Raw genomic sequence first — 24566 nt, forward strand, 5'->3', positions numbered from 1 at the left:
CGCCTCCGCCTCGCGCTCCGCGAGGTCGCCGATCTGCCGCAGGATCGTGCTGCCGACCGAGGCCGTCATGGCAGCCCCGGATCCGCCATGACGGTCGCTCAGGCGTTGGCGCTGAGGCGCTTGATGTCGGCGTCGACCATCTCGGTGATCAGCGCCTCCAGGCTGGTCTGCGCCTCCCAGCCGAACGTCGCCTTCGCCTTGGTCGGATTGCCCAGCAGAACCTCGACCTCAGCCGGCCGGAACAGGGCCGGGTCGATGATGAGGTGATCGTCGATGTTCAGGCCGACATGCCTGAATGCGATCGCGCACATGTCCCGCACCGTCGTGGTCCGCCCCGTTGCGATCACGTAGTCGTCCGGCTTATCCTGCTGCAGCATCAGCCACATGGCCTGCACGTAGTCCCGGGCATGACCCCAGTCGCGCTTGGCGTCGATGTTGCCGAGCCGCAGCTCCTTCTGCTTGCCCAGTTTGATTCGCGCGACCGCATCCGTGACCTTGCGGGTCACGAATTCCACGCCCCGCAGCGGGCTCTCGTGGTTGAACAGGATGCCGTTCGAGGCGTGCAGCCCGAAGCTCTCACGATAGTTGATCGTCATCCAGTGTGCGTAGAGCTTGGCGGCACCGTAGGGCGAGCGCGGGTAGAACGGCGTCGTCTCACTCTGGCGCTCCTCCTGGATTAGCCCGAACATCTCGGAGGTCGAGGCCTGATAGTAGCGCGCCTGCGGGGCGACCGAGCGCAGGCATTCGAGCATGTGGACCGCACCGAGCCCCGTCACCTGCCCGGTCAGCAGCGGCTGCTGCCAGGACGAGGTGACGAAGGACTGGGCGGCGAGGTTGTAGATCTCGTCGGGCTTGGCGGTCTGGACGATCCGCAGCAGGGCGGATTGATCGAGCAGGTTGCCGTCGACCAGTTCGACATCGTCGAGGATGCCCAACCATTTCAGACGGTGGTCGAACACGCCGGCATGGCTCGAGCGGCGCACGATGCCTGTGACCGCGTAGCCCTTCTCAAGGAGGAGCTGCGCCAGATAGGCCCCGTCCTGGCCCGTCACCCCTGTGATCAGCGCGCGCTTGCCCGTCATAGCCTGTCCAGTCCCAACGATGCCAGGCTGCTACGACTCGTGCGGCCCGGACGTCAAGGCGAGGGTTTGGCCGCGCAACGGCTTGGCCGGACGGAACGTCGTGCAGGATCCCAGCCGCCGCCGGTCGGGGCCAGCGCCGAACATCTGGTGATGCTGGCGGGTAAAGCACACTTCATCGAAGTGGAGATTGGCACGGCGCAAGAGAGCGGGCCACGACAACGGCTTTAATGCCGGTTCAGCCAGTCACGGACGCCCTCGATCGTCCTGAACTCTTCCAGCGTGTGAACCCGTGCGTCCGGCAATGCGGATCGGGCCATGGTGGCGAGGGCATGCCCTGGACCGAGTTCCAGCACGTGGTCGGCCCCGTACTCGCAGCAGGCCTCCAGGCAGGCGGCCCAGTCGATACTGTGCGAAAGCTGGGTCGCCAGCTTGGCCAACCCGTCCTCGCTGCGGAAGACGACTGTGCCGTCGAGCCCGCTCAGAAGACGCGGCGCGTCCGGTGGCGGGCGGCGCGATGTCGTCAGGCGCAGGGCCTCGCGGAACGTTTCCGTCGCGGCCGCCAGCAGGGGCGTGTGCGACGGCGTGTGAACCGGCAGGACCACAGCCCGCTGCGCTCCGCGCGCGCGCGCCGCGTCACACAGCAGCTCCAGCGCGTTCCGTGCGCCGCCGACCACGCCGCTATCCGCGGCGTTGCGAATCGCAAGATGGCACCCGTGCTCGGCCGCGAGGTGTTCGAGCGCGGGGAGCCCGAGGCCGCGGATGCCCGCGAGACCGAATCCAGCGCCCGAGGCCGCGTCCATGGCTTCGGCCCGCCGCGCTGCGAGGGCCAGCACGTCCTGTGGTTCGAACCGACCGGCGATCCCCCAAGCTGCGAGATCGCCGATGCTGTAGCCGGCCACGATCGTGCGGACTGTCCCGGCGGCGCCCAGTGCCCGCCAGGCGGCCAGGGCTGCCACGCAGCACAGGATCTGACCGGTCCGGTTCTCGTGCAGGGCGTCGCTGCCGCTGCGCGCGATATCACGGGGGTCGACACCGCCGAGGAGCGGCTTGGCGGCGGCGAAAATGGCCTGTGCGTCCGGATGATCGGCCGTCAGGTCGAACATGCCCGGGTGCTGGCCGCCCTGGCCGGAGAGGAGAAGCGCCAGCGTCATGCGGTCCCCTGCTCACGCAAGCCGGCAACGGATCTGAGCGTCACGCCCGCGACGCCCTTTGCTAGGACCAACCCATCCTCGGGCGCGTCATGCAGCTCACGCCAATGCAGGCCGGTGCCGTCCGGGAGAAGGATTTCCCCGTCGATGCGCATCGGGGCTTTCGCCGCGATCGCTTCGAGCCCGGTCAGCAGGCCGATTGGAACCGGATCCGGACAGGGCCACAGCAGATCGACATCCGAGATCGCGCTGAGATAGGTGAAGCCGGTGACGGCCTGCCAGAGCAGGCTGCCGAATGGCCGCGGCGCGATGCCGTACTCGCGCCCGAGCGCGAGAAGCGCCGCAATCGTCGGCCGCCAGGCCGTCGGGGCGTAATCGCTGGCCTCTGCGAGCTCTGGAGCGGTCTCCGGCGACAACGCGGCCGCCGACAGGGCGAGGCCGATCCGTCGCTTTCCGTCAGCGGGCGGCATCGGCAAGCCAAGGGGAACGGTCTCTGCCGTTTCCCCTGGCATGCGACGCCGCACGATCAGCGGACGGCCGTCTCGGGCCCACCGGTCGAGGTGCCGAACACCGTCGAGTTCGGGCCGGGTGCTGAGCCATGCGCCCCAGGCCGAGACATCGACCTGAACGAGATCGTGGCGTCGATACGTGTCAGCCACAGTGATTCTCAGCGTCGGCCGGCCTGATCGATGACCGCGCGGGCGACATCGTGCGCGGCCGGGCGGCCGCCGCGCTCCGCGCCAAGGCGATCACGCACATCGCCCGGCTCCAGGTCGGCGATGAGATCGCGAATCTGACGGGGGAGTGGTTTTTCCGAATCGAGGACGACGTGCACGGCGCCGGTCGCCACCATGTTGTCGAGGCCCGGCGCGAAGACCGGCGTAGTCTTCGCCATGTCGTTGAGCTTGTCGAGGGGCAGCTTGGTCACCCGTGCGACCGAGGGCAGATCCATCACGCTCGGATTGGCGCCCGGCAGAGCTGCCAGGACCCGTGTGGCGAGCGCCGTCGCGATGAAGGCGCCGGCTGCCGAGTGACCGTAGATGAGCCCGATCGTCGGGTGGCCCGAGCGGTCCGCCAGCAGCAGCGCCTTGGCGAGGTGGGCGAGGCACTCGTTGAGGCCGAGAAGTTCGTCCCGCCGGCTCATGCGCTGGCTGTCGGAATCGACCGCCACGAGGATCGGCGCCCGGTCGCCCGCCCGGATCGCATCGAGCACCGACCGTGACAAGCGCAGCGCCCCATCGACCCCGAGCGGGGTATCGCCGTCGATGCCGACAAGGGTGATGCGCCCGTCGGCGAACGGTCCGGTGCCGCTCACCAGCCCGTCTTGGACCGTGACGTCGTGCCCGTCCGGGAACATGGAAGTCAGGATCTCAGCGAGCGTCATGGTCCATCTCCCCGACCCGGGCCACGATCGCGTCGAACGCATCCGTATCCATCGCCGGCACCGCCTCCGGGTCGTTGACGCCGAGCCGCCGCCAGACATCCGTGGCGTCGTGGCAATCGCCGAAGCGCGCGATCCGGTCTTCGAGCCGCGCCTGCTCGGCCTCCAGGGTGTCGAGATCGAAGGCCGGGGCCCGGCCGATCAGATCCAGAGCTGCCCGCCGGAAGGCCGAGACGGTGTCGGCGCAGAACGCGTCCGCGCCGCCGGTCAGCCGGCGATGCTTGCCGCCCATCGTCCGCCAGACGAGTGCCCGATCGCGGGAATCGAATTCCTCGGCGCCCTTGTTGGTCTCGATCACCTCCGGCCCGGAGACCGAGATGCGGCCGCCCTCGGAGACAGCCAGCCGCGAGCAGGTGCCGGCGATGAGCCCGCCGCCGCCGTAGCATCCAGCCCGCCCGCCGATCAGGCCGATCACCGGGATGCCGGCCGCGCGGACATCCACGATCGCCCGCATCGTCTCGGCGATGGCGGTCTCGCCGGCATTGGCCTCCTGAAGGCGAACGCCACCGGTATCGAACAGGATCAGCACCGCTTTCGGCTTCAGTTCCAGAGCCACCCGGAGAAGGCCGACCAGCTTGGCCCCGTGGATCTCGCCGAAGGCGCCGCCCATGAACCGGCCTTCCTGCGCGGCGATCAGAACGGGTGCGCCGTCGAGAGTCGCTTCGCCGACCACGATGCCGTCGTCGAAGGCGCGGGGCAGGTCGAACAGCGGCAGGTGCGGGCTCATCCGCCGCTCGGTGGGCGGCAGGAACTCGCGGACGCTGCTTGGATCGGCGAGCGCTGTCACGCGCTGGCGGGCGGTCGCCTCGTACCAGCTCAGGGTGTCCGGATCGGTACGCGCGGAGCGATCGCCAGCCATGATCAGGCCTCCATCAGCCGAGCACCCTGAAGCAGGCGCAGCGACACGGTATCGGGGCGGGCGCCGCCGTCGTTGATGCTGATCCGGAGGCCGCCGGGCTGCGCCCGGGCGACGAAATCCGCCACCACGGCCTCCCAGACGTCGCCGTAGCCGGCAATCGGTGTCTCAATCGCAACCTCGCAGGCGTCCGGCGGCAGGACCCGCTCCAGCAGGACCTCCAGATTGCCGGAGGCGACCACGCCGGTGATTGCGTTCGGCACCGAGCCGGGCAGCGGTTTCTTGGTGGTGTGGCGGAAGGTCAGCGATTCCATCCGACTGTTCCTTGAAGGGCGCCTCTCCGCCCCCGTGCGGGGAGGCGATGGTGGTGGGGATGGTTCAGGCGGCACCGGAACGCGCGATCCTGAGCCACCCCGCTAACCCCTCCCCACAAGGAGGCGGGGCATTATTGCGGTCGTTTCTACCAGTTTCGGAACTTCGCCGGCGGCTCGTAGAGTCCTCCGGACCAATGCACCAAGTCCTTGATCGATTTCGCCGCCAGCAACGCCCGGTCGGCGTCGAGGGGCTCGATACCGAGATCCTCCGGTCGGCGGATGACGCCGCGGGCGCGCAGCTCTTCGACCTTCGCCCGATCGCGGCCGCGCCCCACTTCCGTGTAGCCGGCGACCCCTCGGATCGCCTGCTCGCGCTCGTCGGCATCCCGGCACAGCAGAAGGTTGGCGATGCCCTCCTCGGTGACGATGTGGGTGACGTCATCGGCGTAGATCATGACCGGCGCCAATTCGAGGCCGATCTTCCGAGCCAGTTCCAGAGCGTCGAGCTGCTCCACGAAGGTTGGGACCAGCTTGTCGCCGAAGGTCTCGACCAGCTGCACCACGAGCTTGCGCCCGCGCATCAGGGCCGGGTCGCCGACGATCTGCCCCTCGCGCCCCGCCTTCATCCACGCATCCGACGGGTGACGGCGGCCGTGCGGGTCCGAGCCCATGTTGGGGGCGCCGCCAAACCCGGCCACGCGCGACTGCGTGATCGTCGAGGAATGGCCCGACAGGTCGATCTGGAGCGTCGCGCCGATGAACATGTCGCAGGCGTACAGACCGGCCGTCTGGCAGAAGGCGCGGTTCGAGCGCAAGCTTCCATCCGCGCCGGTGAAGAAGATGTCAGGTCGCTCCCGGATGTAGCGGTCCATCCCGACCTCCGAGCCGAAACAATGGACCTGCTTGACCCAGCCGGATTCGATCGCTGGGATCAGGGTCGGGTGTGGGTTGAGCGCCCAGTGGGTGGCAATTTTGCCCTTCAGGCCGAGCTTTTCTCCGTAGGTCGGCAGCAACAGCTCGATCGCAGCTGTTCCAAAACCGATCCCGTGGTTGAGGCGGCGGATGCCATACTCAGCATAGATCCCTTTGATCGCCATCATGGCGATCAGGATCTGGGTCTCGGTCATCGCCGCCGGATCGCGGGTGAACAGCGGCTCGACATAGAACGGCCTGTCGGCCTCGACCACGAAATCCACGCGGTCGCCCGGAATGTCGACCCGCGGGACCTTGTCGACGATCTCGTTGACCTGCGCGACCACGACGCCGTTCTTGAAGGCGGTGGCCTCCACGACGGTCGGCGTGTCCTCGGTGTTGGGCCCCGTGTAGAGGTTGCCCTCCCGGTCGGCCGAGACGCCCGCGATCAGCGCGACGTTGGGCGTGAGGTCGACGAAGTAGCGGGCGAACAGTTCGAGGTAGGTATGCACCGCCCCGAGTTCGATCTGGCCGCCGTACAGCATCTTGGCGATGCGGGCGCCCTGCGGGCCGGAATAGGAATAGTCGAGGCGCTTTGCGATGCCGGTCTCGAACACATCGAGGTGCTCCGGCAGCACGATCCCCGACTGCACCATGTGCAGATTGTGGATCTTGCCGGGATCGCAGGCGCTGAGGCCCCGGGCCAGGCAATCGGCCTGCTTCTGGTTGTCGCCTTCCAGGCAGACACGATCCCCGGGCCGCAGGATCGCTTCGAGCAGATCGACCACGGCTGCTGCCGGCACGACCTTGCCCGTGGCATGGGTGCGCCCTGCCGCGATGCGGGCGTCGCGCGCCAGCCTCTCACCGCGCCATTCGGTCATTCGCGCCTTCCCACTCGGTATGCCAAACCAACGATAGTGCAGCGATAGGTATTTTCAAACCCGTTTTCATCACGGTTTCGTATACGGGATTGCCAGTCTGTCAATATTTTGCATACTCCCGGGAACGGCCAGTTAGCCGAGACGGGAAGGAGACGGTCCATGCCGAGCGCGTCGAGACACGTGCCGCGGCTCGCCCGCAGAGCGGCTGAGCCGAAGGACCAACGCCGATGATCGTGCTCGGTGTCGCCCTGCTTGCCGGCTGTACGCTGATCGGCGTGTATCTCGGCGATCTTCTGGGACTTGCGCTCGGCGTGAAGGCCAATGTCGGCGGTGTCGGCATCGCGATGATTCTGCTCATCGCGGCGCGCTTCTGGTTGTCGCGGCGGGGCCGCCTGACCAAGGGCGTTCAGTTCGGCGTCGAGTTCTGGGCCGGCATGTACATCCCGATCGTGGTCGCCATGGCGGCCCAGCAGAATGTGGTCGCCGCGATGAGCGGGGGCCCGATCGTGCTGATCGCCGCGACGGGATCGCTGGTCCTGTGCTTCGGCGCGGTGGCGCTGCTCAGTCGGATCGGCCGCCGAGACCCGGGCAGCCCCGCGGTCGAGCGGGGCGGATCGGTGATCGAAGGTGACGCGGAGCCGGTCGGCCGTACCGCCGGCTCCCAGGTCGGCAAGGAGTGAGCACAATGGATCACACGATCTGGCACGGCATCGAGCATGTCTTCGTGGAGCAGAGCCTGGTCGCCGCCTTCGCGGTGGTCGGGGCGCTGATCCTCGTCTCCAACGTCGCCGCCAAGTATCTCACCAACGGGCGGGTCCACGGTTCGGCCATCGCCATCGTGCTGGGCCTGGTGCTGGCCTATGTCGGCGGACTCTATACCGGCGGGAAGAAGGGGCTCGCCGACATCCCGGCGCTCGCGGGCATCGGCCTCATGGGCGGGGCGATGCTGCGGGACTTCGCGATCGTGGCGACAGCCTTCGAAGTCGATGTCGTCGAGGCGCGCCGCGCCGGTCTGCTCGGCGTGCTCGCCCTGGCCCTCGGAACGATCCTGCCGTTCATCGTCGGCACCCTAACCGCCGTGGCGTTCGGGTATCATGATGCGGTCTCGATCACGACGATCGGCGCGGGTGCGATCACCTACATCGTCGGACCCGTCACCGGCGCGGCCATCGGCGCGGACTCCACCGTCATGGCCCTTTCGATAGCCACTGGAGTGACCAAGGCCGTCATGGTGATGGTCGGCACGCCCCTCGTGGCGCGGCTGATCGGCCTCGACAACCCGCGCTCGGCGATGGCCTACGGCGGCTTGATGGGGACCGTGAGCGGCGTGGCGGGAGGCCTCGCGGCGACCGATCCCAAGCTGGTGCCGTACGGGGCGCTGACCGCCACCTTCCACACCGGCATCGGCTGTCTGGTCGGGCCCTCGATCCTGTTCCTGGCCGTGCGTGCCCTAGTGGGGTGACATACTTCACCGGAGCGTCGCCTTGGCAAGATCCGGTGGATGATGACAAAGGACTGTGCCGTTTGCTCCGTGGACTTGAAGCCGCGTCGAGCGGATTGGTCTAGGGTTGGCGAATGCACGGCGATTTTCAGAAGATCGATACGGGACTGCTCTCGGACCGGATCCGTGACGCGCTCACCGATGCCATCGCGTCGGGCGAGATTGCGGCCGGCACGGCCCTCGACGAGCAGAACCTCGCGCAGCGTTACGGCGCGTCGCGCACGCCAGTGCGGGAAGCCCTGCGGCAGCTCGCGGCCTCGGGGCTCGTGGAGATCCGGCCGCGGAGGGGCGTCGTCGTCGCGCGGCTGACGCCCCAGCGCATCGCCGACATGTTCGAGACCACCGCCGAGATCGAGGCGATGTGTGCCCGGCTCGCCACCTACCGGATGACCCCGCTCGAACGGGGCCAACTGATGGAGCTGCACGCGGATTCGGCGATCGCGGTCCGAGATGGGGACATCGACGCCTACGACCGCTTCAACCGCGCCTTCCACGAGGCGCTCTACACCGCGACCCACAACGGCTACATGGCCGAACAGGCGCTGGCGATCCGCGAGCGCCTCGCCGCCTTCCGCCGGACACAGCTCCGCCACGCCGACCGGATCGGCCGCTCCTATGAGGAGCACGGCGAGATCCTGACGGCGATCGCGGAGGGCGACGGCGAGACGGCGGCCCGGCGGATGCGCGCGCACATGCTGCGAGCAGCCGTGGCGCTCGGGCGGTACATCGCGGAACACGGCTGACGCCCGAGAACGACACGTCGCGCCGGTACCATTGCCGCGCGTATTCGGACCGCCCGGATCGACAGCCTTAGAGTTCGAAGGGCGGTTCGCCCGCGCTCACGTCACGACCTCCGAGCCTCGTTGCGGGGGCGTCCCGAGTGCATCCGCCATCCGGCCCACGCGTTCGGCCGCCCGGCCGATCCCCGCCGCGGCCCGCTCTGCATCCTCCGCGCGGCCGTGCTCCGCAGCTTCGGTCGCAGCGCGCAAGTCCGCGACCTCCGCTTCGAGGCCGGCAAGCCGCCCGCGCAGTTCCGCCAGCTCATCGGCGATCGTCAGCGCCGCCATCACCTGCAGGCGCATGTCGCCAATCTCACCGAAGCTCTTGCGCATCTCGCCGATGCGCCCGTCAAGGCTCTCGGCGAGTGCGGTGAGGTGCGCCTCCTCGCCTTCCCCACAGGCCATGCGGTAGCTGCGGCCGTCGATGGTCACGTTGATCTGCGGCAAGAGCGGCTCCAGGGGGCGCGATATCCGGGTCAGGCGCGTCCGAGGACATCCTGGACGGTCTCGATTGCCCGGTCGAGGCGCTGCCCGACCTCGCCGGTCGTGGCGGTGACCTCCGCGAGCCGGGCGCTGGCCGCGTCGAGGGCGGCGGCGAGCCGAGCGCGATCCTCGTCCATCAGCGCCAGCTCGGCGTCGCGGTCGTCCGGCTGAGCGGCCTTCTCCAGGCGGTACTGGACGACGGCATCCATACGGTTCACCGCCGCCTCGAGGCGGGCAAGCGCCTCGTCGATCATGCTGGGTTCGGACTCGTCGGCCATGGTCTTCCGTTCGTCGGACGCGGAAGTTTTCGATCGAATGCCGTCGGAATTCCAGCGCAAAATTGCGGATCTCACCCGGAAGGCACCACCCGGTAGATCAAGCGTCGAAATCCCTGTTTATTGATTGGAGAATCGAAGGTCTTTGTCACCGCCACGCGTTTGACAGGTCGAAGCGCCATGCTAGACAGCCGCGCGCTCCCGAAAGGGACCGTGCACGACGCCGGGAATGCCGGCCCGTGACAGTCCCGAGGCCGTGGCCGCAACCGAGCGCTTCGCTGGTTGCCGGCTGTGAAGCCCGGACTCTCCCGGTCCGGTTCATCGCCGGTTCAAGCCCGCCCGTCCAGATCCGCGCGACCAAGCACTGCGCGGCGTCGGGGCGGAACCTCGGGATCCGCCGCAAAACCCGCCTCGTGCGGTGCCGCGCGGTCGAGGGCCGTATCAGGAAGGAATGACGCCGTGACGAAGGTTGCCATCAACGGGTTCGGACGCATCGGCCGCAACGTCCTGCGCGCGATCGCGGAAGCCGGCCGCAGCGACATCGAGGTCGTGGCGATCAACGATCTCGGCCCGGTGGAGACCAACGCCCACCTGCTCCGTTTCGACTCCGTGCATGGCCGCTTCCCCGGCGAAGTCGCGGTCGATGGCGAATTCCTGGTGGTGAACGGCAAGCGGATCAAGGTCACGGCCGTGCGCAACCCGGCCGAGCTGCCCCACCGTGACCTCGGTGTCGACATCGCGCTCGAATGCACCGGCATCTTCACCTCGAAGGACAAAGCCAAGGCCCATCTCGACGCCGGCGCCAAGCGCGTCCTGGTCTCGGCGCCTGCCGACGGCGCCGACCTGACGGTGGTCTACGGCGTCAACCACGACAAGCTCACGCGCGAACACCTCGTCGTTTCGAACGCCTCCTGCACCACCAACTGCCTGGCGCCGGTCGCCCAGGTGCTGGACGCGGCAGTCGGCATCGAGCGCGGCTTCATGACCACGATCCACTCCTACACCAACGACCAGCCGTCGCTGGACCAGATGCACAAGGATCTCTATCGGGGCCGCGCCGCGGCGCTCTCGATGATCCCGACCTCGACCGGCGCCGCCAAGGCCGTGGGCCTGGTGCTGCCGGAGCTGAAGGGCAAGCTCGACGGAACCGCGATCCGCGTGCCGACTCCGAACGTCTCGGCGGTCGACCTCGTGTTCACGGCAAAGCGCGCCACGTCGGTCGAAGAGATCAACGAGGCCATCAAGGCTGCGGCTGCGGGCCCGCTCAAGGGCGTGCTCGGCGTGACCGACCGGCCGAACGTGTCGATCGACTTCAACCATGATCCGCACTCGTCGACCTTCCACCTTGACCAGACCAAGGTCATGGACGGCACGTTCGTGCGCATCCTGTCCTGGTACGATAACGAGTGGGGTTTCTCGAACCGCATGGCCGACACCGCCGTGGCGATGGCCAAACTGATCTGAGTCGGGTTGCGAATGGCCGCCGTCCCGTGACAGGACGGCGGCCATTCGCCCGATTGGGCGGTCTCACCACGAACCGGGAACTCGCCAGGAATGACCGACGCTCCGCAGGCCAAGTCGACCGCAGCGACCGCGACCACACCGATCACGACCGCGCCGAATACGGTGCCGACCGCTCCACTTCCGGCTCCGCCGGCCGTCGGGGCACCATCCCACGCACTTCCGACCAATCAGCTCTTCGATCAGCTCGCGCGGATCGAGGACAAATGTTCTCGGATCGAAGACAAGTACGCCCGGTCTGAAGCGCTGCTGTCGCGCGTCGAGGACAAGGTCGAGAATGCCACCAGTCGGATGAATGAATCCGCGCGGCAGACCGACCTCGCGGCCCTGCGCGCGGAAATGCGCGGGATCGCGGAGCGGACACGCCGTCTGCCCGGGACCGGCGCCCTCGTCCTCACGGCTGTGATCACCGCCATCCTGACCGTCGTTCTGATGATCGCGGTGCAGCGGCTGAATCTCGACCGGCTGCTGCCGCAGCGGGCGACGATCGGAACGACCGTCCAGTAACCCACCGACCGATACAGGACCGCATGAGCGCCTTCCGTACCCTCGACGATGCCGGCTCCCTTAAGGGCAAGCGGGTTCTGATGCGCGTCGATCTCAACGTTCCCATGGAGAACGGGCGCGTCACCGACGCGACCCGCATCGCGCGCGTGGCGCCGACGATCCGGGAAGTCGCCGAGCAGGGCGCGAAGGTGATCCTGCTGGCGCATTTCGGCCGGCCGAAGGGCAAGCGCGAGCCCAACGACTCCCTGGAGCCGGTGGTGCCGGCGTTGGGTGAAGCCCTCGGGCGTCCGGTGGCCTTCGCACCCGACTGCGTCGGCGCGGAGGCTGCGAAGGCGGTGACGGCGCTCAAAGACGGCGACGTGCTGCTCCTCGAGAACACCCGCTTTCACGCCGGTGAGGAGAAGAATGAGGCCACCTTCGCGGATGCGTTGGCGGCCAACGGCGATGTCTACGTCAACGAAGCGTTTTCGGCGGCTCACAGGGCCCACGCCTCAACGGAGGGGCTTGCGCACCGCCTGCCAGCCTATGCCGGCCGCGAGATGCAGGCCGAACTTGAAGCTTTGACCAAGGGTTTGGAGGCGCCGCAGCGCCCGGTGATCGCGCTGGTCGGCGGCGCCAAGGTGTCGTCCAAGATCGATCTTCTCGAGAATCTCGTCGCCAAGGTCGACATGCTGGTGATCGGCGGCGGCATGGCCAACACCTTCCTGCACGCACAGGGCAAGGCGGTCGGCAAGTCGCTCTGCGAGAAGGATCTCGCCGGGACGGCCACCCGCATCCTGGCGGCTGCCGAAAAGGCCGGCTGCCGGATCATCCTGCCGGTGGACGCGGTGGCGGCCACGGAGTTCAAGGCACAGGCACCGCACGAGACGGTGCCGGTAGATGGCGTGCCGGACACCAGCATGATCCTTGATGCCGGGCCCCGTTCGGTCGCCGAGATCAACGCCGCCATCGATGGTGCGAAGACGCTGGTCTGGAACGGTCCGCTGGGCGCCTTCGAGTTGGACCCCTTCGACGCTGCCACGGTGGCCGCCGCCGAGCATGCGGCGTCGCGCACGAAGGCCGGGCAGCTGGTCTCGGTAGCGGGCGGCGGCGACACGGTCGCGGCCCTCAACCACGCTGGCGTGGCTCAGGATTTCACCTACGTATCCACCGCCGGCGGGGCTTTCCTCGAATGGCTCGAAGGCAAGGCCTTGCCGGGCGTCGAGGCCCTTCGCGGGAAGGGGTGAGCGCAGCGCTCCGCTCTCCTACCCTGGAGCCACGACCCCATTTATACTCCCGGCGGCCAACAGCCGGGGGCCGAGTCGACGGGTGTCATCATGGAGAACCCGAACTTCGCGATTCTGACGCGCATTCAGGCGGGTCACGCAAGCCTGCCGGATGAGGCGGTGCTGCGCTTCGGCCTGCGTGGTCGGCTCGATCTTGAGATGCGTGAGGATCGGGAAGGCATTTCCGCGCGCCGGTCGGCGAGATCGAAGACCTTTTTGCGGCCTCGGAAAGCTGGGCCAGCCGAAATTTATCCGGTGTGAAATGCTCAGTTCTGCTTCGGAGATTGACCGAAAGCGACGCTCTCGGCAGACCGGCACGATAAGGCCCCGCTGAGCGCGCGCGACGCGACCGGCGATCGGCCAGACGAACACACGGCAAACAGGAAGACAGTCACGATGGCACGCATCACCCTCCGACAGCTCCTGGATCACGCCGCCGAACACGAATACGGCGTGCCCGCCTTCAACCTGAACAACATGGAACAGGGGCTCGCCATCATGGCGGCCGCCGACGCCACGGATTCCCCGGTGATCCTCCAGGCGAGCCGCGGCGCCCGCGCCTACGCAAACGATGTCGTGCTGGCCAAGCTGATCGACGGGCTCGTCGAGATCTACCCGCACATCCCGGTCTGCATGCATCTCGACCACGGCAACAACGAAGCGACCTGCGCCACCGCGATCCAGTACGGCTTCACCTCGGTGATGATGGACGGCTCGCTGAAGGCCGATGGCAAGACGCCCGCCGACTACAATTACAACGTCGAGATCACCCGCAACGTCACCAAGATGGCCCATTGGGCCGGCGTCTCGGTCGAGGGCGAGCTCGGCGTGCTGGGCTCGCTGGAGAGCGGCCAGGGCGAGGCCGAGGACGGCCACGGCGCCGAGGGCACCCTGAGCCACGATCAGCTCCTGACCGACCCGGACGAGGCGGTGAAGTTCGTCGAGGCCACCAAGGTCGATGCGCTGGCGGTGGCGATGGGCACCAGCCACGGCGCCTACAAGTTCACGCGTCAGCCCGATGGCGATGTGCTGGCGATGAACGTGATCGAGGAGATCCATCGGCGCTTGCCGACCACGCACCTCGTCATGCACGGTTCCTCATCGGTGCCGCAGGACCTGCAGGACATCATCAACCAGTATGGCGGCCAGATGAAGCCGACCTGGGGGGTCCCGGTGGAGGAGATCCAGCGCGGCATCAAGCACGGCGTGCGTAAGATCAACATCGACACCGATAACCGGATGGCGATGACCGGTCAGATCCGGAAGATTCTCACCGAGAACCCCTCGGAGTTCGATCCGCGCAAGTACCTGAAGCCGGCCATGGAAGCGATGACGAAGCTGTGCAAGCAGCGCTTCGAGGAGTTCGGCACGGCTGGCAAGGGCTCGAAGCTCCGGCCGATCTCGGTCGCCGAGATGGCCAAACGCTACGCCAGTGGCGCGCTCGACCCGAAGATCGGCGCACGCTGAGAGTGATTTGGCCGACGCGATGAGCAACAGTACCCGTCTCGCCCTGCTCGGGCCTCACGGCTTGGACGCGGCCGGCACGGAGGCTTTCGTGTCGGCTCTCCAGGCTGCCTGCGCCGACGGTGAAGTCGCGGCCGTGATCCTGCGGCTCGCCGCCACCGACGAGCGCGGGCTTACTGCACAGGTCAAACAGGTGGCGCCGGTGGCGCAGGAGCACGGAGCGGCCCTGGTCGTGGCCTGCCCGGGCTTCACCGGCGATCTCGCTACGGTGGCGATCCGCGGCGGGGCCGACGGTATCCACGTCGACAAGCCTCGCGACCTGAAGGATCTTCGCGGCCGCCTGCGGGACGGTCGCATCCTGGGTGTCGGTGGAACGGAGACCAAGCATACCGCCATGGAGGCCGGTGAGGCGGGGGTCGACTACGTGATGTTCGGGGGGCTGTACCCGGATGGTGCGGCGCCCGATGCCGAGACCGTGCTGGCGCGTGTCTCCTGGTGGGCGGAGATCTTCGAGACGCCCTGCATCGCCGTCGCCACGAGCACCGATGCGATCGGCCCACTCTCCGCAACGGGCGCGGAGTTCATCGGGCTCGAGAGCGATCTGTGGCTGGCCGATCCGGCCGCCGTCGGGAAGGCGCAGCAGGTGCTCGCGCAAGTGCCGGCACGATGAGGCGGGATCTCCGTCCCGCGCTGGCGCTCGTCGGCACGCTGCTGGCGTTGCCGGCTTGGGCCGCGGGTCCGAGCGATCCGTCCATGAGCACGGCCTCCCCCCCGCGATCGGCGAGCGCGGTGCCCGGCCAGAAGCCGATGCCGGAGCTGCCGACCCCCTACACCCCGAACTACACCCGTGGCGCCGTCCCCCCGGCCAGCGGCCAGCCGGCGGATCTCGCCTATGGGGCTTACCAGCGCGGGCAGTACGTCACGGCCTTCCGGGAGGCGACCAAGCGCATCGCCGCAAACTCCAAAGACGCCGCCGCGATGACGCTCCTGGGCGAGTTGTACAATCAGGGCCTCGGGGTGAAGCAGGATCCGGTCAAGGCTGCCGACTGGTACCGCCTCGCCGCGGCCCAGAACGATGCCGCCGCGATGTCGTCCCTCGGCCTGATGGCCCTCGACGGCCGCGGCATGGCGAAGGATCCGAAGGTCGGCCGCCGCTGGCTGGAACAGGCCACCGCGAATGGCTCACCCACCGCGGCCTACAATCTCGGATTGATCTTGATCGGCACGGGCAGCCCGTCGGACGAGGCGGCGGCCGCCGCGCAATTCCGCAAGGCGGCGGATGCCGAGATCGGCCCGGCTCAGCACGATCTGGGTGTACTCTACCTCCAGGGCCGTGGCGTGCCGAAGGATGCCGGCAAGGCGGCGTCCCTGTTCCGCCGCGGCGCCGACAACGGCGATCTGGCCAGCGAAATCGAGTACGCCATCCTGCTGTTCAACGGCAACGGCGTGACCAAAGACGAGCGTTCGGCCGCCCGCTACTTCCTGCACGCCGCCTCACGGGGGAACGCGATCGCGCAGAACCGTTTGGCGCGACTCTACGCCGTCGGGCGCGGTGTGACGAAGAACCCGGTCGAAGCGGCAGCCTGGAACCTCGCCGCAGCCGGCCAGGGCCTGTCCGATGCGTGGCTCGACCAGACCCTGTCGGGCCTCTCGACGGACGAGCGGGCGCGCGCCGAGCGGCTCGCCAACGAGCGGGTTGAGCAGCGCTGAGGCGCTATTCGTCGGCCTTCGACCAATCGACGCCGTCTTCCAGATCCGGCAGCAGCACGACGCTCTCCTGCTCATTCGGATCGGTCCGGGCGATCACGGCCGTGACCGGCTCGGTCCGGCTGCGGTTGTAGGGCAGGTGCGGCACGTCCGCAGCGATGTAGACGAACTCGCCCGCGCCCGCGATCGCGTGATGCTCCAGGCGCTCACCCCAGAAGCAACCTGATACGCCCGACAGGACGTAGATGGCGGTCTCATGCGATTCGTGCTTGTGCGCATGGGCCCGTTCGCCGGGTGGGATCTCCAGAAGCTGCATGTGCAAAGCGGCGGAGCCCACCGCTTCGGCGGAGATGGCGGGGCGGTAGAGATGCCCCTGCTTACCGCGGAACGGCGCGCTCTCACGCACCACGCGCAAGCCCGCTTTCAGCGTTTCGGAACCGGAGCTCATGAACCTTCTCCGACCTTGAAGGCGGCATCGACCGGGATCTGCATGCCGTTGACCAGCGCGTTGGTCTGGTTCGCCATGCCGACCACAGCCAGAAACTCGCCATGTTGCCCCGAGGTCAAGCCTTTCGCGCGGGCAGCGGCCGTGTGCGAGTGGATGCAGTAGGGGCAGCCAATGGCGATCGAGACCGCGATATAGATCAATTCCTTGGTCAGGGGATCGAGCGTTCCTGGGCCCATGACGGCCTTGAGACCGGTCCAGGTCCGCTCCAGCAGGGCGGGATCGTGCGCGAGCCCGCGCCAGAAATTATTGATGAAATCCGAGCCACGGGTCGTCCGGATATCCGAGAAAACCGCCTGGACCCGTGGGTCCGCCTCGGCTTCGGCATCGCTCTTGAGCGTCACAGTCGCCATGCCGGAATGTCTTTCAGAGCTTGCAGGCGCCGTCCAAGGCGCGATTCTCAGCATCTGAGAATAACCGCGAGCGGATGTGGAAGCGCTTCTCGCGGCCGTTCTCCAGTGAGAACATGCCGCCACGCCCGGGTACCACGTCCAGAATCAGATGCGTGTGCTTCCAGACACCGAACTGCGAGCAGCTGATGAAGAAATCGGCGCCCCCAACCTGGCCGAGATGCACATCCCCGTCGCCGACGATGAAATCGCCCACCGGGTAGCACATCGGCGAAGAGCCATCGCAGCAGCCGCCGGACTGGTGGAACATGACCGGGCCGTATTCGGAGCGAAGCTCTTCGATCAGTTGCAATGCCTTCGGCGTCGCGGTGACCCGCAGCGGCGTACCATCGGCGCCGACCTGCTCGGCGGTCGTGGCCTCAATGTGCGCATTCAGGCTCATACTGTCCTCCCCGGTGTGATTGTTGATATGCGGGTGCGGCGCGCGATTTCCACATTTGCGTCATCAGAACAGCCAAGCTGGTGCCGGACCGGCCGTATCGGCGTTTCTCATCGGGAACGCGCCCCGATCGGGCGACACGGAGAGCCCTACGGGCTGATCGCACCATGACCCCTCGAATCGCCGCCCCCTGTCTGGCCCTCATCTTCGCTACGCTGATGGCCGGATCGGCCAGTGCCGATCCGCTCGCGCTCCGTGTTGAGCCGCGCGCGCAGCCGCTCTTCCTCCAGCATGCCTGGCGCGTGGCCGGAAATCCGAACGTCATGCCCGACAATCCGATGGGTGTCGTCGGCTGGGACGGGCCGCCCGACGACATACCCAGCGTCAGCGCCGATGCCGGCCCGATGCCGCCCGGCTCCATCGCCAACGTGCCCTTCGAGGGTCTCGGATACGGCGTCTATTGAACCGCCCGTTCGTCGCCCTGCTGCTCGCCGCGCTGGCGGGCGCCCCCGCCTTTGCGCGCGAGGACGTCAACGCGCCGGCACGGGAAGCCGCACTGCGCACCTGCCTGAACCATCCCGACTGGATCGCCCCGCCCGATACCGGGATCGCCGACAAGGCGGCGTTCTGTGCCTGCTACGCCGATGGGGCGGTGAAGGATCGGCTGTGGGAACTCGAAAAGGCCGAAGCCAACCAGGGCGAGGAGGTTCGCCGTCCGGTGGCCGATCGCACGATCAGCCTGCACGATCGGACATCGGCCGCCATCGCAGCGTCCTGCCTGAAGCGCTGAATCCAGATTTGAGAAATCCCCGGCCGCGAGGCCGGGGCGGAAGTCGTCGCGGGGGGTTAACCCGGGCAGAAGCTCAGAAGAAGCCGAGCTTCTTGGCCGAGTAGCTGACCAGCATGTTCTTCGTCTGCTGGTAGTGATCGAGCATCATCTTGTGCGTCTCGCGGCCGATGCCGGACTGCTTGTAGCCGCCGAAGGCCGCGTGGGCCGGGTAGGCGTGGTAGCAGTTCGTCCAGACGCGGCCGGCCTGGATCGCCCGGCCGAAGCGGTAGGCGCGGGTTCCGTCGCGGGTCCAGACGCCGGCGCCAAGGCCGTAGAGGGTGTCGTTGGCGATGGAGAGCGCCTCGGCATCGTCCTTGAAGGTCGTGACCGACAGGACCGGGCCGAAGATCTCTTCCTGGAAGATGCGCATCTTGTTGTGACCGCGGAACACCGTGGGCTGCACATAGAAGCCCTCGGCGAACTCGCCGTCCTTGACGTTGCGCTCGCCGCCGGTGAGCAGCTGCGCGCCCTCCTGCCGGCCGATATCGATGTAGGAGAGGATCTTCTCCATCTGCTCACCCGAGGCCTGGGCGCCGATCATCGTGGCCGGATCCAGCGGCGAGCCCTGGGTGATCGCCTCGACGCGCTTCACCGCCCGCTCCATGAAGCGGTCGTAGATCGATTCGTGCACGAGCGCGCGGCTCGGGCAGGTGCAGACCTCGCCCTGGTTGAGGGCGAACATCGTGAAGCCTTCGAGCGCCTTGTCGAAGAAATCGTCATCCTCGTTGGCGACATCGGCGAAGAAGATGTTCGGCGACTTGCCACCGAGCTCCAGCGTCACTGGGATCAGGTTCTGCGAGGCGTACTGCATGATGAGGCGGCCGGTGGTCGTCTCACCCGTGAAGGCAATCTTGGCGATGCGGGGCGAGGAGGCCAATGGCTTGCCGGCCTCGAGGCCGAAGCCGTTGATCACGTTGAGGACGCCCGGCGGCAGCAGGTCGCCGACGATTTCCATCAGCACCAGCACGGAGGCCGGGGTCTGCTCGGCGGGCTTCAGGACCACGCAATTGCCGGCGGCGAGCGCGGGCGCCAGCTTCCACACGGCCATCAAGATCGGGAAGTTCCACGGGATGATCTGCCCGACAACGCCGAGCGGCTCGTGGAAGTGATAGGCCACCGTGTCGTGGTCGATCTCGGAAAGCGAACCCTCCTGCGCCCGCACGCAGCCGGCGAAGTAGCGGAAATGATCGATCGCCAACGGGATGTCGGCGTTCATCGTCTCGCGGATCGGCTTGCCATTGTCCCAGGTCTCAGCGAGGGCGATGAGATCGAGGTTTTCCTCCATCCGGTCGGCCATCTTGAGCAGGATGCGGGCGCGCTCGGCCGGGGCGGTGCGGCCCCAGGCCTCCTTGGCCGCGTGGGCGGCGTCGAGCGCTTTCTCGACGTCCTGCGCGTCCGAGCGGGCGACCTCGCAGATCACCTTCCCGGTGATCGGTGAGGTGTTCTCGAAATAGCGGCCGGCCGCGGGGGCGACCCACTGGCCACCGATGAAGTTCTCGTAGCGGGCCGAGAACGGCGACTTCACCTTGGAGTCGCCAAGAAATTCCGGCTTGTTCATCGCTCTGTTTCCTCCATTGGCCCCGGCCTCGCGAACCGCGGCTCTTGGGCGTTCGCAGTGCGCCGGGCGGCCGCTTGGTTGGGCCGCGTCCGATTCCGCGATGGTCACAGCCAATGTCTTTTGGCGTGTCGAATCAAGGTGGACTTTTGGCCAGTGCGCGAGTGTGAGGATCCTACGCCCTTCCGGACGCGATCGCGAGAGCGCAATGTTCTTCGGGATCAGCGTCGCTGAAATCCGGAAATCCTTAGTGCTGCACCAGCGTTTGCCGTGCGAACATTTCAGCATCCGTACGCCTGCGGACCGATCGACGGGTCAGCGCGCCTGTCGTGCCACTGATCATCGCATCAGAGCGAATGGAAGCATCAGGGTCGCGAGCGGAAGAGCTGCCAGCGCGGCGGCTCGCAGCGCTATCGGCCGATAGGCGATCAGGGCGACCACGGCGAGCGCCGAGCCGGTGAGCGAGCCGATCCACTGGACCGGGCCGAAGCTCCAACCGGCCGATGCGATCGCGGCTGCGCAGGATAGACCGAGGCCCGACCAGCCCGCCGCGCGCAGTCCGCTGAGTCGGCGTCGGGACACCGGCGTGCGGAAGACCGCGCGGTGGTGCCGATCCAGACTCAATGCCAGGGCGGACATGCCCGAGAACGACAGCAGAAGGCTCAGGACCAGGGCCGATACGGTCACGCTTCGGCTGCCCTGTGCAGGTTCGCCCGGGACGGTTGTCGCATTGCTGCTCGCCGGCCCGCGAGTCGCGCCGCGAGAAGGAGAAGCAACCCGAGGACCGCCATTGCGAGATCGAAGCCGAGGAACCGAAGCTCGCCCACCGTCAATGCATCGCTGATCGGAATCGCCAGAAAGGCCAAAGCCGGCACGGTCAGGGCGACCGACCATGCTTTTGGCCGTGGATAGAGTGCGGACGCTGCAGCCGCCAGCACCCAGATCCCGAAGAACGCGCCGACCTCCCACTCCGCCCGTGCGTCCAGCGCGACGGGGAGCAATCGATTGGCGAGGAAATAGGCCGCGAGGCCCGCCGGCAGCCCCGCGATGGTGCCAAGGTTGAGGATGCGGACCAAGCGAAGGCCAAGACCCTCTGGAGCGGCATTCTTCGGCGCGCGGGCGACGGTCCAAAGCACGAGCCCCGTCGCCACCGTGGCAGCCCCCATGAGGCCGCAGAGGAAGAACACGAGGCGCAGGGGCGCGGCTGCGAAATGCGCCTCGTGCAGCCCGACCATCACGGCGCCGGTGCGCGTGGCGGCGCCGGCTTCGCCGACCCGCCCGAGTTCCACGCCGGTGGTCGCATCGTAGGCGATCTGGGGGTGGAGATGGGCGAGGCCGGGCGGCTCCTCGAAGTAAGCGGTGACCGTCGCGACTGCATCGCCCGGATGCGTGATCATCACGAGTTCGGGCGACTCGCCGGCCGCCGCCATGGCCCGCGACACGATTTCGCCGAGGGGCAGCGCTGCGCCGGGACGCCCGGCCGGCGGGCGACCGGCGATCATGATGCCGGCATCGGCGTAGTAGCGCAGGATATCGCCGCGATAGGCCGTCTGCACCGCCCAGGGCATCAGCATCGCCGATAGCGTGACGAGGCCCGTGTAGACGATCATCAGGTGGAACGGCAGCGCCAGGACACCCATCACGTTGTGGGCGTCGAGCCAGCCGCGCTGCGCCGAGCGGTCCCGTCGGAAGGTGAAGAAATCGGCGAAGATCCGCCGATGGGTCACGATCCCCGAGATGAGTGCGATCAGCAGGATCATGGCGCAGGCCGAGACGATCCAGCGCCCCAGGAGCGGCGGGAGACTCAGCTCGTAGTGAAAACGATAGAGGAAGTCGCCGCCCTGCGTATCCCGGACCGCTGCGCGTTCGCCGGATGCGGGATCGAGCAGCGCGTGATGAAACGGGCCGCTGAAACTCCGCCACCAGTAGACCTCGACGGCCGGGTTCTCGGCGTTCGGCAGCTTGATCGACCATCCCGCGGCATCCGGCATCGTCCTCTGGAGGAACGCACCGGCGCGGGTCGCCGCGGCTGCGGGATCAGGTTTCGCCGCCGACAGTTCCGGCCGCATCCAGTGCGAGATCTCGGGCCGGTAATAGCTGGCGGTACCGGTGACGAAGATCGCGAACAGCACCCATCCGACCACGAGCCCGGACCACGTGTGCAGCCACGCCATCGACTGGCGGACACTCCTGGGCCGGCTCATGCGGCGCCTCCGGTCTGGAAAGCACCGGCGAGCCACAGGGCGACGGTCAGCAGCGCGGCCACGATCCCCAGAACCAGCGCGGCGCGTCCGACCGTCCCCGCAGCAAAAACCCAGATCACCACGGCTGCCATGATGGCGAAGCTTGCGATCAACGCGGTCGACACGGCCTCGGCCCGGGTGCCGGACGAGATCAGCGCGAGCAATGCGCTCGCCAGAGCGGCAATCCCGTAACCGCCTACGCTTGCCAGGAGAACCCGCGCCGCCACCGCCAATCGATACGCGCGTGCCCTCCCCGAATGGGCGCCCACCGGACTGGTGTTCATGGCGCCATCTCGCGATTCCGTGATCCCATGGTCTGACCTAACCGCGGCCGTCGGAGGGACGCAACGCTTATGTTCCGGAACGATTCCAGTGAGGGTTGAACGACTTGGAGCGATTCTGACTAGGTCGTCGATCGTTGCGCCCACACTCAAATCGATCCGCTGGGCGTCCGACGGACATCGGACTACCGCGATCTGCCGATCCGTTCAGCGCCCCGACGGCGGAGCAGTGCGAGTCGACCCGGAGGGGCGCAGTGCCGGCGCGGCGTCCCGCGCACTCGGCGGCAGATCCGCGCCCGGCCTTGCCAGCGGCGACGGCGATTCGCCCCCGGCCCTTTCGCGCTCATGACCCCGGGCGTATCCGGCGTTGATCCCGGCGTAGAAGCCAGTGAAATCCTCAGCGCGCGCGCCGCTGGCAGCGACGAGCAGAAGAGCCGAGAGCAGGCTGCGACGCATGGCAAACTCGCTGGCGAACCCAGAAACGAAGCGGGCGGCGGCTCCTTTCGGAACCACCGCCCAATAATCTTCGTGCGGTTCGCGGCGGCGATGCGGCCGCGAAACCTTAATCTTCGACGTTGATGCTCTGGGCCTCGCGGCCCTTCTGCCCGTCGACCACAGCCAGGGTGACCTGCTGCCCTTCGGCCAGAGACTCGAGTCCAGCGCGGGACAGAGCCGAACGGTGAACGAACACGTCCTTGCCGCCGTCATTGACCGAAACGAAGCCGAAGCCCTTGGCCGGATCGTACCATTTCACCGTGCCGTTCATTTCGACGGACGGGCCGCTGGAGACACGGCCACCGCCGCCGCCACCACCGCCGTAGCCGCCACCGCCACCGCCACCGCCGTATCCGCCGCCGGCGCCACCGTAGCCGCCGCCACTGGGGGCACCATAGCCACCGCCGCCGGCACCACCGAAGCCACCGGTCCGCGGACGCAGTTCGCGCCGGGGAGCGGGTGCTGCTTCAGCTGTGGACGTGTCGACACTGGTGACACTGGTCACCTGCGGGCCCTTCTGACCCTGCGCCGTGGTCACCGTCAGACGGGTGCCCGGCATGAGATCGGCGTGGCCAGCCGCTTCGACGGCGCGGATGTGGAGGAAGGCATCGCCCGAGCCGTCGCCCAGCTCGACGAAGCCGAAGCCCTTCTCCTTGTTAAACCATTTTACCGTCGCATCACGCTCCGGGCCGGACGCAACCGGCGCCGCGCCACGGGCCGGACCACGGTCGAAGCCACCGCCGCCGCCACCGAAGCCGCCACCACCGCCGCCGCCGCCACCGTAGCCGCCGCCGTATCCGCCGCTGGGGGGAGCCTGGTCAGGCCATCTCGGCTCGCCACTCTCGTCGAAGCCACGCTTCTGCGGCCCCCTGAAATCACGACCACGTCCCATCGAAAGCTCGCAAAAACCGTCCGCCGCCCTTGTCTCGAATACCGCGTGCGCGCCATCCCAGACAGCCCACGCCCCGCACTATCATTACCCCAGGTCGCGGTAACCAAGAATAACGCCCCAGTCCTGACGCAATCGGGCCTTGACCGCAAGGACCTTCTTGTCTCAAACGCGCCCGTTCCGTTACTTTCTTGCGGTAAACAACGCAGATGCCGCGAGCGGCCGGCATGACCTTTCACATGTGAGAGAATGCGTTAGCGAAACGCAAACGGTGTCCGGTTAGCGTCGATATCCTGTTCCGCACTGCGACAGGCCATGATCGCGACCCCGACCTTCCCCGATCTCTCGGCCCTCGTCGTCGACGAGAGCCTCTACATCCGTCGAATCGTGCGCGACATGCTGATGCGCGTCGGCATCAAGCGCGTTCTGGAGGCGCCGGACGGCGCGGAAGCGCTCGGCGTCCTCGCGGAGAGCAAGCCCGATCTCAGCATCATCGACTGGGACCTGTCGATTCTGTCCGGCGAGGAATTCATCCGGCTGGCCCGCACACCCACGACCTCGCCCTGCCCCACCATCCCGATCATCCTGATGCTGGCGCAGCCCCGCCGGAACGTCGTGGACCGCGCGGTGGCACTCGGGGTGAACGAGATCATCGCCAAGCCTTTCTCACCCAAGACCCTCTGGTCGCGTCTCGACGAGGTGATCAACCGACCCCGCCCCTACTCGCAGGTGAAGAGCCTATTGCGGCCGATCCCGCGCCGGGTCGGCATGATGAAGGCGGTCGCTTGATCACGGCCACGATCGGACGTTGCAGTTCCCCGCCGAGCCTGTAGGGTCGTAGATC

Annotated in this window: 30 protein-coding genes; 13 read left to right on the forward strand and 17 right to left on the reverse strand. The window is 67.5% G+C overall.

Annotation, left to right across the window (positions count from 1 at the left end; all coding sequences use genetic code 11):
• Window positions 1-98: 98 nt before the first annotated feature.
• The 7 genes from gmd to mdcA form a co-directional block, all read right to left on the reverse strand.
• Window positions 99-1082: a GDP-mannose 4,6-dehydratase gene (gmd, locus tag MKK84_RS15140; RefSeq protein ID WP_243921003.1), complete on the reverse strand. Its 984-nt coding sequence runs from the start codon at window positions 1080-1082 to the stop codon at window positions 99-101.
• 224 nt (window positions 1083-1306) lie between these two features.
• Entirely contained in the window at window positions 1307-2233 is a 927-nt protein-coding gene (locus MKK84_RS15145; protein WP_243921005.1) for an acyltransferase domain-containing protein, read from the reverse strand.
• Window positions 2230-2889, reverse strand: a complete 660-nt coding sequence (gene mdcG, locus MKK84_RS15150) for a malonate decarboxylase holo-[acyl-carrier-protein] synthase (RefSeq protein ID WP_243921007.1) — start codon at window positions 2887-2889, stop codon at window positions 2230-2232. Before mdcG ends, MKK84_RS15145 begins: the two co-directional genes overlap by 4 nt.
• A gap of 8 nt (window positions 2890-2897) precedes the next feature.
• Entirely contained in the window at window positions 2898-3614 is a 717-nt protein-coding gene (mdcE, locus tag MKK84_RS15155) for a biotin-independent malonate decarboxylase subunit gamma (protein WP_243921009.1), read from the reverse strand.
• Window positions 3601-4530, reverse strand: coding sequence for a biotin-independent malonate decarboxylase subunit beta (locus MKK84_RS15160; RefSeq protein ID WP_243921011.1), 930 nt, complete (start codon window positions 4528-4530; stop codon window positions 3601-3603). Before MKK84_RS15160 ends, mdcE begins: the two co-directional genes overlap by 14 nt.
• Window positions 4531-4532: 2 nt before the next feature.
• Window positions 4533-4841, reverse strand: a complete 309-nt coding sequence (gene mdcC / locus MKK84_RS15165; RefSeq protein WP_243921013.1) for a malonate decarboxylase acyl carrier protein — start codon at window positions 4839-4841, stop codon at window positions 4533-4535.
• Between the two features lie 146 nt (window positions 4842-4987).
• Window positions 4988-6634, reverse strand: a complete 1647-nt coding sequence (mdcA, locus tag MKK84_RS15170) for a malonate decarboxylase subunit alpha (RefSeq protein WP_243921015.1) — start codon at window positions 6632-6634, stop codon at window positions 4988-4990.
• Window positions 6635-6861: 227 nt separating this feature from the next.
• On the opposite strand from mdcA, the gene madL reads away from it, so the two are divergent.
• The 3 genes from madL (at window position 6862) to MKK84_RS15185 (ending at window position 8878) form a co-directional block, all read left to right on the forward strand.
• Window positions 6862-7314, forward strand: coding sequence for a malonate transporter subunit MadL (madL, locus tag MKK84_RS15175; RefSeq protein ID WP_243921017.1), 453 nt, complete (start codon window positions 6862-6864; stop codon window positions 7312-7314).
• A 17-nt stretch (window positions 7315-7331) separates the two neighbouring features.
• Window positions 7332-8096: a malonate transporter subunit MadM gene (gene madM / locus MKK84_RS15180; RefSeq protein ID WP_243921351.1), complete on the forward strand. Its 765-nt coding sequence runs from the start codon at window positions 7332-7334 to the stop codon at window positions 8094-8096.
• A 113-nt stretch (window positions 8097-8209) separates the two neighbouring features.
• A complete protein-coding gene (locus tag MKK84_RS15185; protein WP_243921019.1) occupies window positions 8210-8878 on the forward strand; it encodes a GntR family transcriptional regulator in 669 nt (222 codons plus the stop codon).
• 96 nt (window positions 8879-8974) lie between these two features.
• Here MKK84_RS15185 and MKK84_RS15190 read toward each other — a convergent pair whose 3' ends face one another.
• The gene (locus tag MKK84_RS15190; RefSeq protein ID WP_243921021.1) at window positions 8975-9361 is read right to left on the reverse strand and encodes a cell division protein ZapA; all 387 of its coding nucleotides are present in this window, start codon (window positions 9359-9361) and stop codon (window positions 8975-8977) included.
• A gap of 29 nt (window positions 9362-9390) precedes the next feature.
• Window positions 9391-9675 (reverse strand): DUF4164 family protein, encoded by a 285-nt coding sequence (locus MKK84_RS15195; RefSeq protein ID WP_243921023.1) that lies wholly within the window; start codon window positions 9673-9675, stop codon window positions 9391-9393.
• A gap of 456 nt (window positions 9676-10131) precedes the next feature.
• Between MKK84_RS15195 and gap the strand changes: the two genes are divergently transcribed.
• From gap to MKK84_RS15230, 7 genes are all read left to right on the forward strand, one after another.
• Window positions 10132-11136, forward strand: a complete 1005-nt coding sequence (gap, locus tag MKK84_RS15200) for a type I glyceraldehyde-3-phosphate dehydrogenase (RefSeq protein WP_243921025.1) — start codon at window positions 10132-10134, stop codon at window positions 11134-11136.
• Window positions 11137-11226: 90 nt separating this feature from the next.
• Window positions 11227-11700, forward strand: coding sequence for a hypothetical protein (locus MKK84_RS15205; protein ID WP_243921027.1), 474 nt, complete (start codon window positions 11227-11229; stop codon window positions 11698-11700).
• A gap of 23 nt (window positions 11701-11723) precedes the next feature.
• Complete coding sequence (locus MKK84_RS15210) at window positions 11724-12926, forward strand: phosphoglycerate kinase (RefSeq protein ID WP_243921029.1); 1203 nt, start codon at window positions 11724-11726, stop codon at window positions 12924-12926.
• 90 nt (window positions 12927-13016) lie between these two features.
• Complete coding sequence (locus MKK84_RS15215) at window positions 13017-13226, forward strand: hypothetical protein (protein WP_243921031.1); 210 nt, start codon at window positions 13017-13019, stop codon at window positions 13224-13226.
• A 135-nt stretch (window positions 13227-13361) separates the two neighbouring features.
• Window positions 13362-14432: a class II fructose-bisphosphate aldolase gene (gene fba, locus MKK84_RS15220; protein WP_243921033.1), complete on the forward strand. Its 1071-nt coding sequence runs from the start codon at window positions 13362-13364 to the stop codon at window positions 14430-14432.
• Window positions 14433-14451: 19 nt separating this feature from the next.
• Complete coding sequence (locus tag MKK84_RS15225) at window positions 14452-15099, forward strand: thiamine phosphate synthase (protein WP_243921035.1); 648 nt, start codon at window positions 14452-14454, stop codon at window positions 15097-15099.
• Window positions 15096-16139: a tetratricopeptide repeat protein gene (locus tag MKK84_RS15230; RefSeq protein WP_243921037.1), complete on the forward strand. Its 1044-nt coding sequence runs from the start codon at window positions 15096-15098 to the stop codon at window positions 16137-16139. Before MKK84_RS15225 ends, MKK84_RS15230 begins: the two co-directional genes overlap by 4 nt.
• Window positions 16140-16143: 4 nt before the next feature.
• On the opposite strand, the gene MKK84_RS15235 is transcribed toward MKK84_RS15230, so the two are convergent.
• From MKK84_RS15235 to MKK84_RS15245, 3 genes are read right to left on the reverse strand one after another with little or no spacing between them, the layout of a single operon-like run.
• Window positions 16144-16584, reverse strand: coding sequence for a cupin domain-containing protein (locus MKK84_RS15235; RefSeq protein ID WP_243921039.1), 441 nt, complete (start codon window positions 16582-16584; stop codon window positions 16144-16146).
• Entirely contained in the window at window positions 16581-16994 is a 414-nt protein-coding gene (locus MKK84_RS15240) for a carboxymuconolactone decarboxylase family protein (protein ID WP_243921042.1), read from the reverse strand. Before MKK84_RS15240 ends, MKK84_RS15235 begins: the two co-directional genes overlap by 4 nt.
• Before the next feature lie 13 nt (window positions 16995-17007).
• Entirely contained in the window at window positions 17008-17433 is a 426-nt protein-coding gene (locus tag MKK84_RS15245) for a DUF779 domain-containing protein (RefSeq protein WP_243921044.1), read from the reverse strand.
• A 164-nt stretch (window positions 17434-17597) separates the two neighbouring features.
• Here MKK84_RS15245 and MKK84_RS15250 point away from each other — a divergent pair, with 164 nt between their 5' ends.
• Together MKK84_RS15250 and MKK84_RS15255 are read left to right on the forward strand one after the other, a co-directional pair.
• Window positions 17598-17894 (forward strand): hypothetical protein, encoded by a 297-nt coding sequence (locus MKK84_RS15250; protein WP_243921046.1) that lies wholly within the window; start codon window positions 17598-17600, stop codon window positions 17892-17894.
• Window positions 17891-18220: a hypothetical protein gene (locus MKK84_RS15255; protein ID WP_243921048.1), complete on the forward strand. Its 330-nt coding sequence runs from the start codon at window positions 17891-17893 to the stop codon at window positions 18218-18220. The genes MKK84_RS15250 and MKK84_RS15255 overlap by 4 nt, the downstream gene beginning before the upstream one ends.
• A 73-nt stretch (window positions 18221-18293) precedes the next feature.
• Here the strand turns inward: MKK84_RS15255 and adh are convergent, their stop codons facing one another.
• The 5 genes from adh to MKK84_RS35465 all read right to left on the reverse strand — a co-directional run bounded on the left by adh (window position 18294) and on the right by MKK84_RS35465 (window position 23725).
• Window positions 18294-19817 carry an aldehyde dehydrogenase gene (adh, locus tag MKK84_RS15260; protein ID WP_243921050.1) on the reverse strand — a complete coding sequence of 508 codons (1524 nt, stop codon included), beginning with the start codon at window positions 19815-19817 and terminating at the stop codon, window positions 18294-18296.
• Window positions 19818-20153: 336 nt separating this feature from the next.
• Window positions 20154-20501, reverse strand: a complete 348-nt coding sequence (locus tag MKK84_RS15265; protein WP_243921052.1) for a DUF3325 domain-containing protein — start codon at window positions 20499-20501, stop codon at window positions 20154-20156.
• Window positions 20498-22018, reverse strand: a complete 1521-nt coding sequence (locus MKK84_RS15270) for a PepSY-associated TM helix domain-containing protein (protein ID WP_243921053.1) — start codon at window positions 22016-22018, stop codon at window positions 20498-20500. The genes MKK84_RS15265 and MKK84_RS15270 overlap by 4 nt, the downstream gene beginning before the upstream one ends.
• Window positions 22015-22341: an iron transporter gene (locus MKK84_RS15275; protein WP_243921055.1), complete on the reverse strand. Its 327-nt coding sequence runs from the start codon at window positions 22339-22341 to the stop codon at window positions 22015-22017. Before MKK84_RS15275 ends, MKK84_RS15270 begins: the two co-directional genes overlap by 4 nt.
• Window positions 22342-22900: 559 nt before the next feature.
• Window positions 22901-23725, reverse strand: a complete 825-nt coding sequence (locus tag MKK84_RS35465; protein WP_279599534.1) for a cold shock domain-containing protein — start codon at window positions 23723-23725, stop codon at window positions 22901-22903.
• Window positions 23726-24037: 312 nt separating this feature from the next.
• Here MKK84_RS35465 and MKK84_RS15290 point away from each other — a divergent pair, with 312 nt between their 5' ends.
• On the forward strand, window positions 24038-24511 hold the full coding sequence (locus MKK84_RS15290; RefSeq protein ID WP_243921057.1) for a response regulator: 474 nt from the start codon (window positions 24038-24040) through the stop codon (window positions 24509-24511).
• The last annotated feature ends 55 nt before the right edge of the window (window positions 24512-24566 follow it).

Source organism: Methylobacterium sp. E-065 (assembly GCF_022829605.1).
In the GTDB taxonomy this organism is placed as follows: Bacteria; Pseudomonadota; Alphaproteobacteria; order Rhizobiales; family Beijerinckiaceae; genus Methylobacterium.

What these genes read in the sequence shown, in the direction of transcription:
- gmd (WP_243921003.1), bottom strand. Translation starts at nt 1,082, where the DNA reads ATGACGGGCAAGCGCGCGCTGATCACAGGGGTGACGGGCCAGGACGGG.
- MKK84_RS15145 (WP_243921005.1), bottom strand. Translation starts at nt 2,233, where the DNA reads ATGACGCTGGCGCTTCTCCTCTCCGGCCAGGGCGGCCAGCACCCGGGC.
- mdcE (WP_243921009.1), bottom strand. Translation starts at nt 3,614, where the DNA reads ATGACGCTCGCTGAGATCCTGACTTCCATGTTCCCGGACGGGCACGAC.
- MKK84_RS15160 (WP_243921011.1), bottom strand. Translation starts at nt 4,530, where the DNA reads ATGGCTGGCGATCGCTCCGCGCGTACCGATCCGGACACCCTGAGCTGG.
- mdcC (WP_243921013.1), bottom strand. Translation starts at nt 4,841, where the DNA reads ATGGAATCGCTGACCTTCCGCCACACCACCAAGAAACCGCTGCCCGGC.
- mdcA (WP_243921015.1), bottom strand. Translation starts at nt 6,634, where the DNA reads ATGACCGAATGGCGCGGTGAGAGGCTGGCGCGCGACGCCCGCATCGCG.
- madL (WP_243921017.1), top strand. Translation starts at nt 6,862, where the DNA reads ATGATCGTGCTCGGTGTCGCCCTGCTTGCCGGCTGTACGCTGATCGGC.
- MKK84_RS15185 (WP_243921019.1), top strand. Translation starts at nt 8,210, where the DNA reads ATGCACGGCGATTTTCAGAAGATCGATACGGGACTGCTCTCGGACCGG.
- MKK84_RS15195 (WP_243921023.1), bottom strand. Translation starts at nt 9,675, where the DNA reads ATGGCCGACGAGTCCGAACCCAGCATGATCGACGAGGCGCTTGCCCGC.
- MKK84_RS15205 (WP_243921027.1), top strand. Translation starts at nt 11,227, where the DNA reads ATGACCGACGCTCCGCAGGCCAAGTCGACCGCAGCGACCGCGACCACA.
- MKK84_RS15210 (WP_243921029.1), top strand. Translation starts at nt 11,724, where the DNA reads ATGAGCGCCTTCCGTACCCTCGACGATGCCGGCTCCCTTAAGGGCAAG.
- MKK84_RS15215 (WP_243921031.1), top strand. Translation starts at nt 13,017, where the DNA reads ATGGAGAACCCGAACTTCGCGATTCTGACGCGCATTCAGGCGGGTCAC.
- fba (WP_243921033.1), top strand. Translation starts at nt 13,362, where the DNA reads ATGGCACGCATCACCCTCCGACAGCTCCTGGATCACGCCGCCGAACAC.
- MKK84_RS15225 (WP_243921035.1), top strand. Translation starts at nt 14,452, where the DNA reads ATGAGCAACAGTACCCGTCTCGCCCTGCTCGGGCCTCACGGCTTGGAC.
- MKK84_RS15230 (WP_243921037.1), top strand. Translation starts at nt 15,096, where the DNA reads ATGAGGCGGGATCTCCGTCCCGCGCTGGCGCTCGTCGGCACGCTGCTG.
- MKK84_RS15235 (WP_243921039.1), bottom strand. Translation starts at nt 16,584, where the DNA reads ATGAGCTCCGGTTCCGAAACGCTGAAAGCGGGCTTGCGCGTGGTGCGT.
- MKK84_RS15240 (WP_243921042.1), bottom strand. Translation starts at nt 16,994, where the DNA reads ATGGCGACTGTGACGCTCAAGAGCGATGCCGAAGCCGAGGCGGACCCA.
- MKK84_RS15245 (WP_243921044.1), bottom strand. Translation starts at nt 17,433, where the DNA reads ATGAGCCTGAATGCGCACATTGAGGCCACGACCGCCGAGCAGGTCGGC.
- MKK84_RS15250 (WP_243921046.1), top strand. Translation starts at nt 17,598, where the DNA reads ATGACCCCTCGAATCGCCGCCCCCTGTCTGGCCCTCATCTTCGCTACG.
- adh (WP_243921050.1), bottom strand. Translation starts at nt 19,817, where the DNA reads ATGAACAAGCCGGAATTTCTTGGCGACTCCAAGGTGAAGTCGCCGTTC.
- MKK84_RS15270 (WP_243921053.1), bottom strand. Translation starts at nt 22,018, where the DNA reads ATGAGCCGGCCCAGGAGTGTCCGCCAGTCGATGGCGTGGCTGCACACG.
- MKK84_RS15275 (WP_243921055.1), bottom strand. Translation starts at nt 22,341, where the DNA reads ATGAACACCAGTCCGGTGGGCGCCCATTCGGGGAGGGCACGCGCGTAT.
- MKK84_RS35465 (WP_279599534.1), bottom strand. Translation starts at nt 23,725, where the DNA reads ATGGGACGTGGTCGTGATTTCAGGGGGCCGCAGAAGCGTGGCTTCGAC.
- MKK84_RS15290 (WP_243921057.1), top strand. Translation starts at nt 24,038, where the DNA reads ATGATCGCGACCCCGACCTTCCCCGATCTCTCGGCCCTCGTCGTCGAC.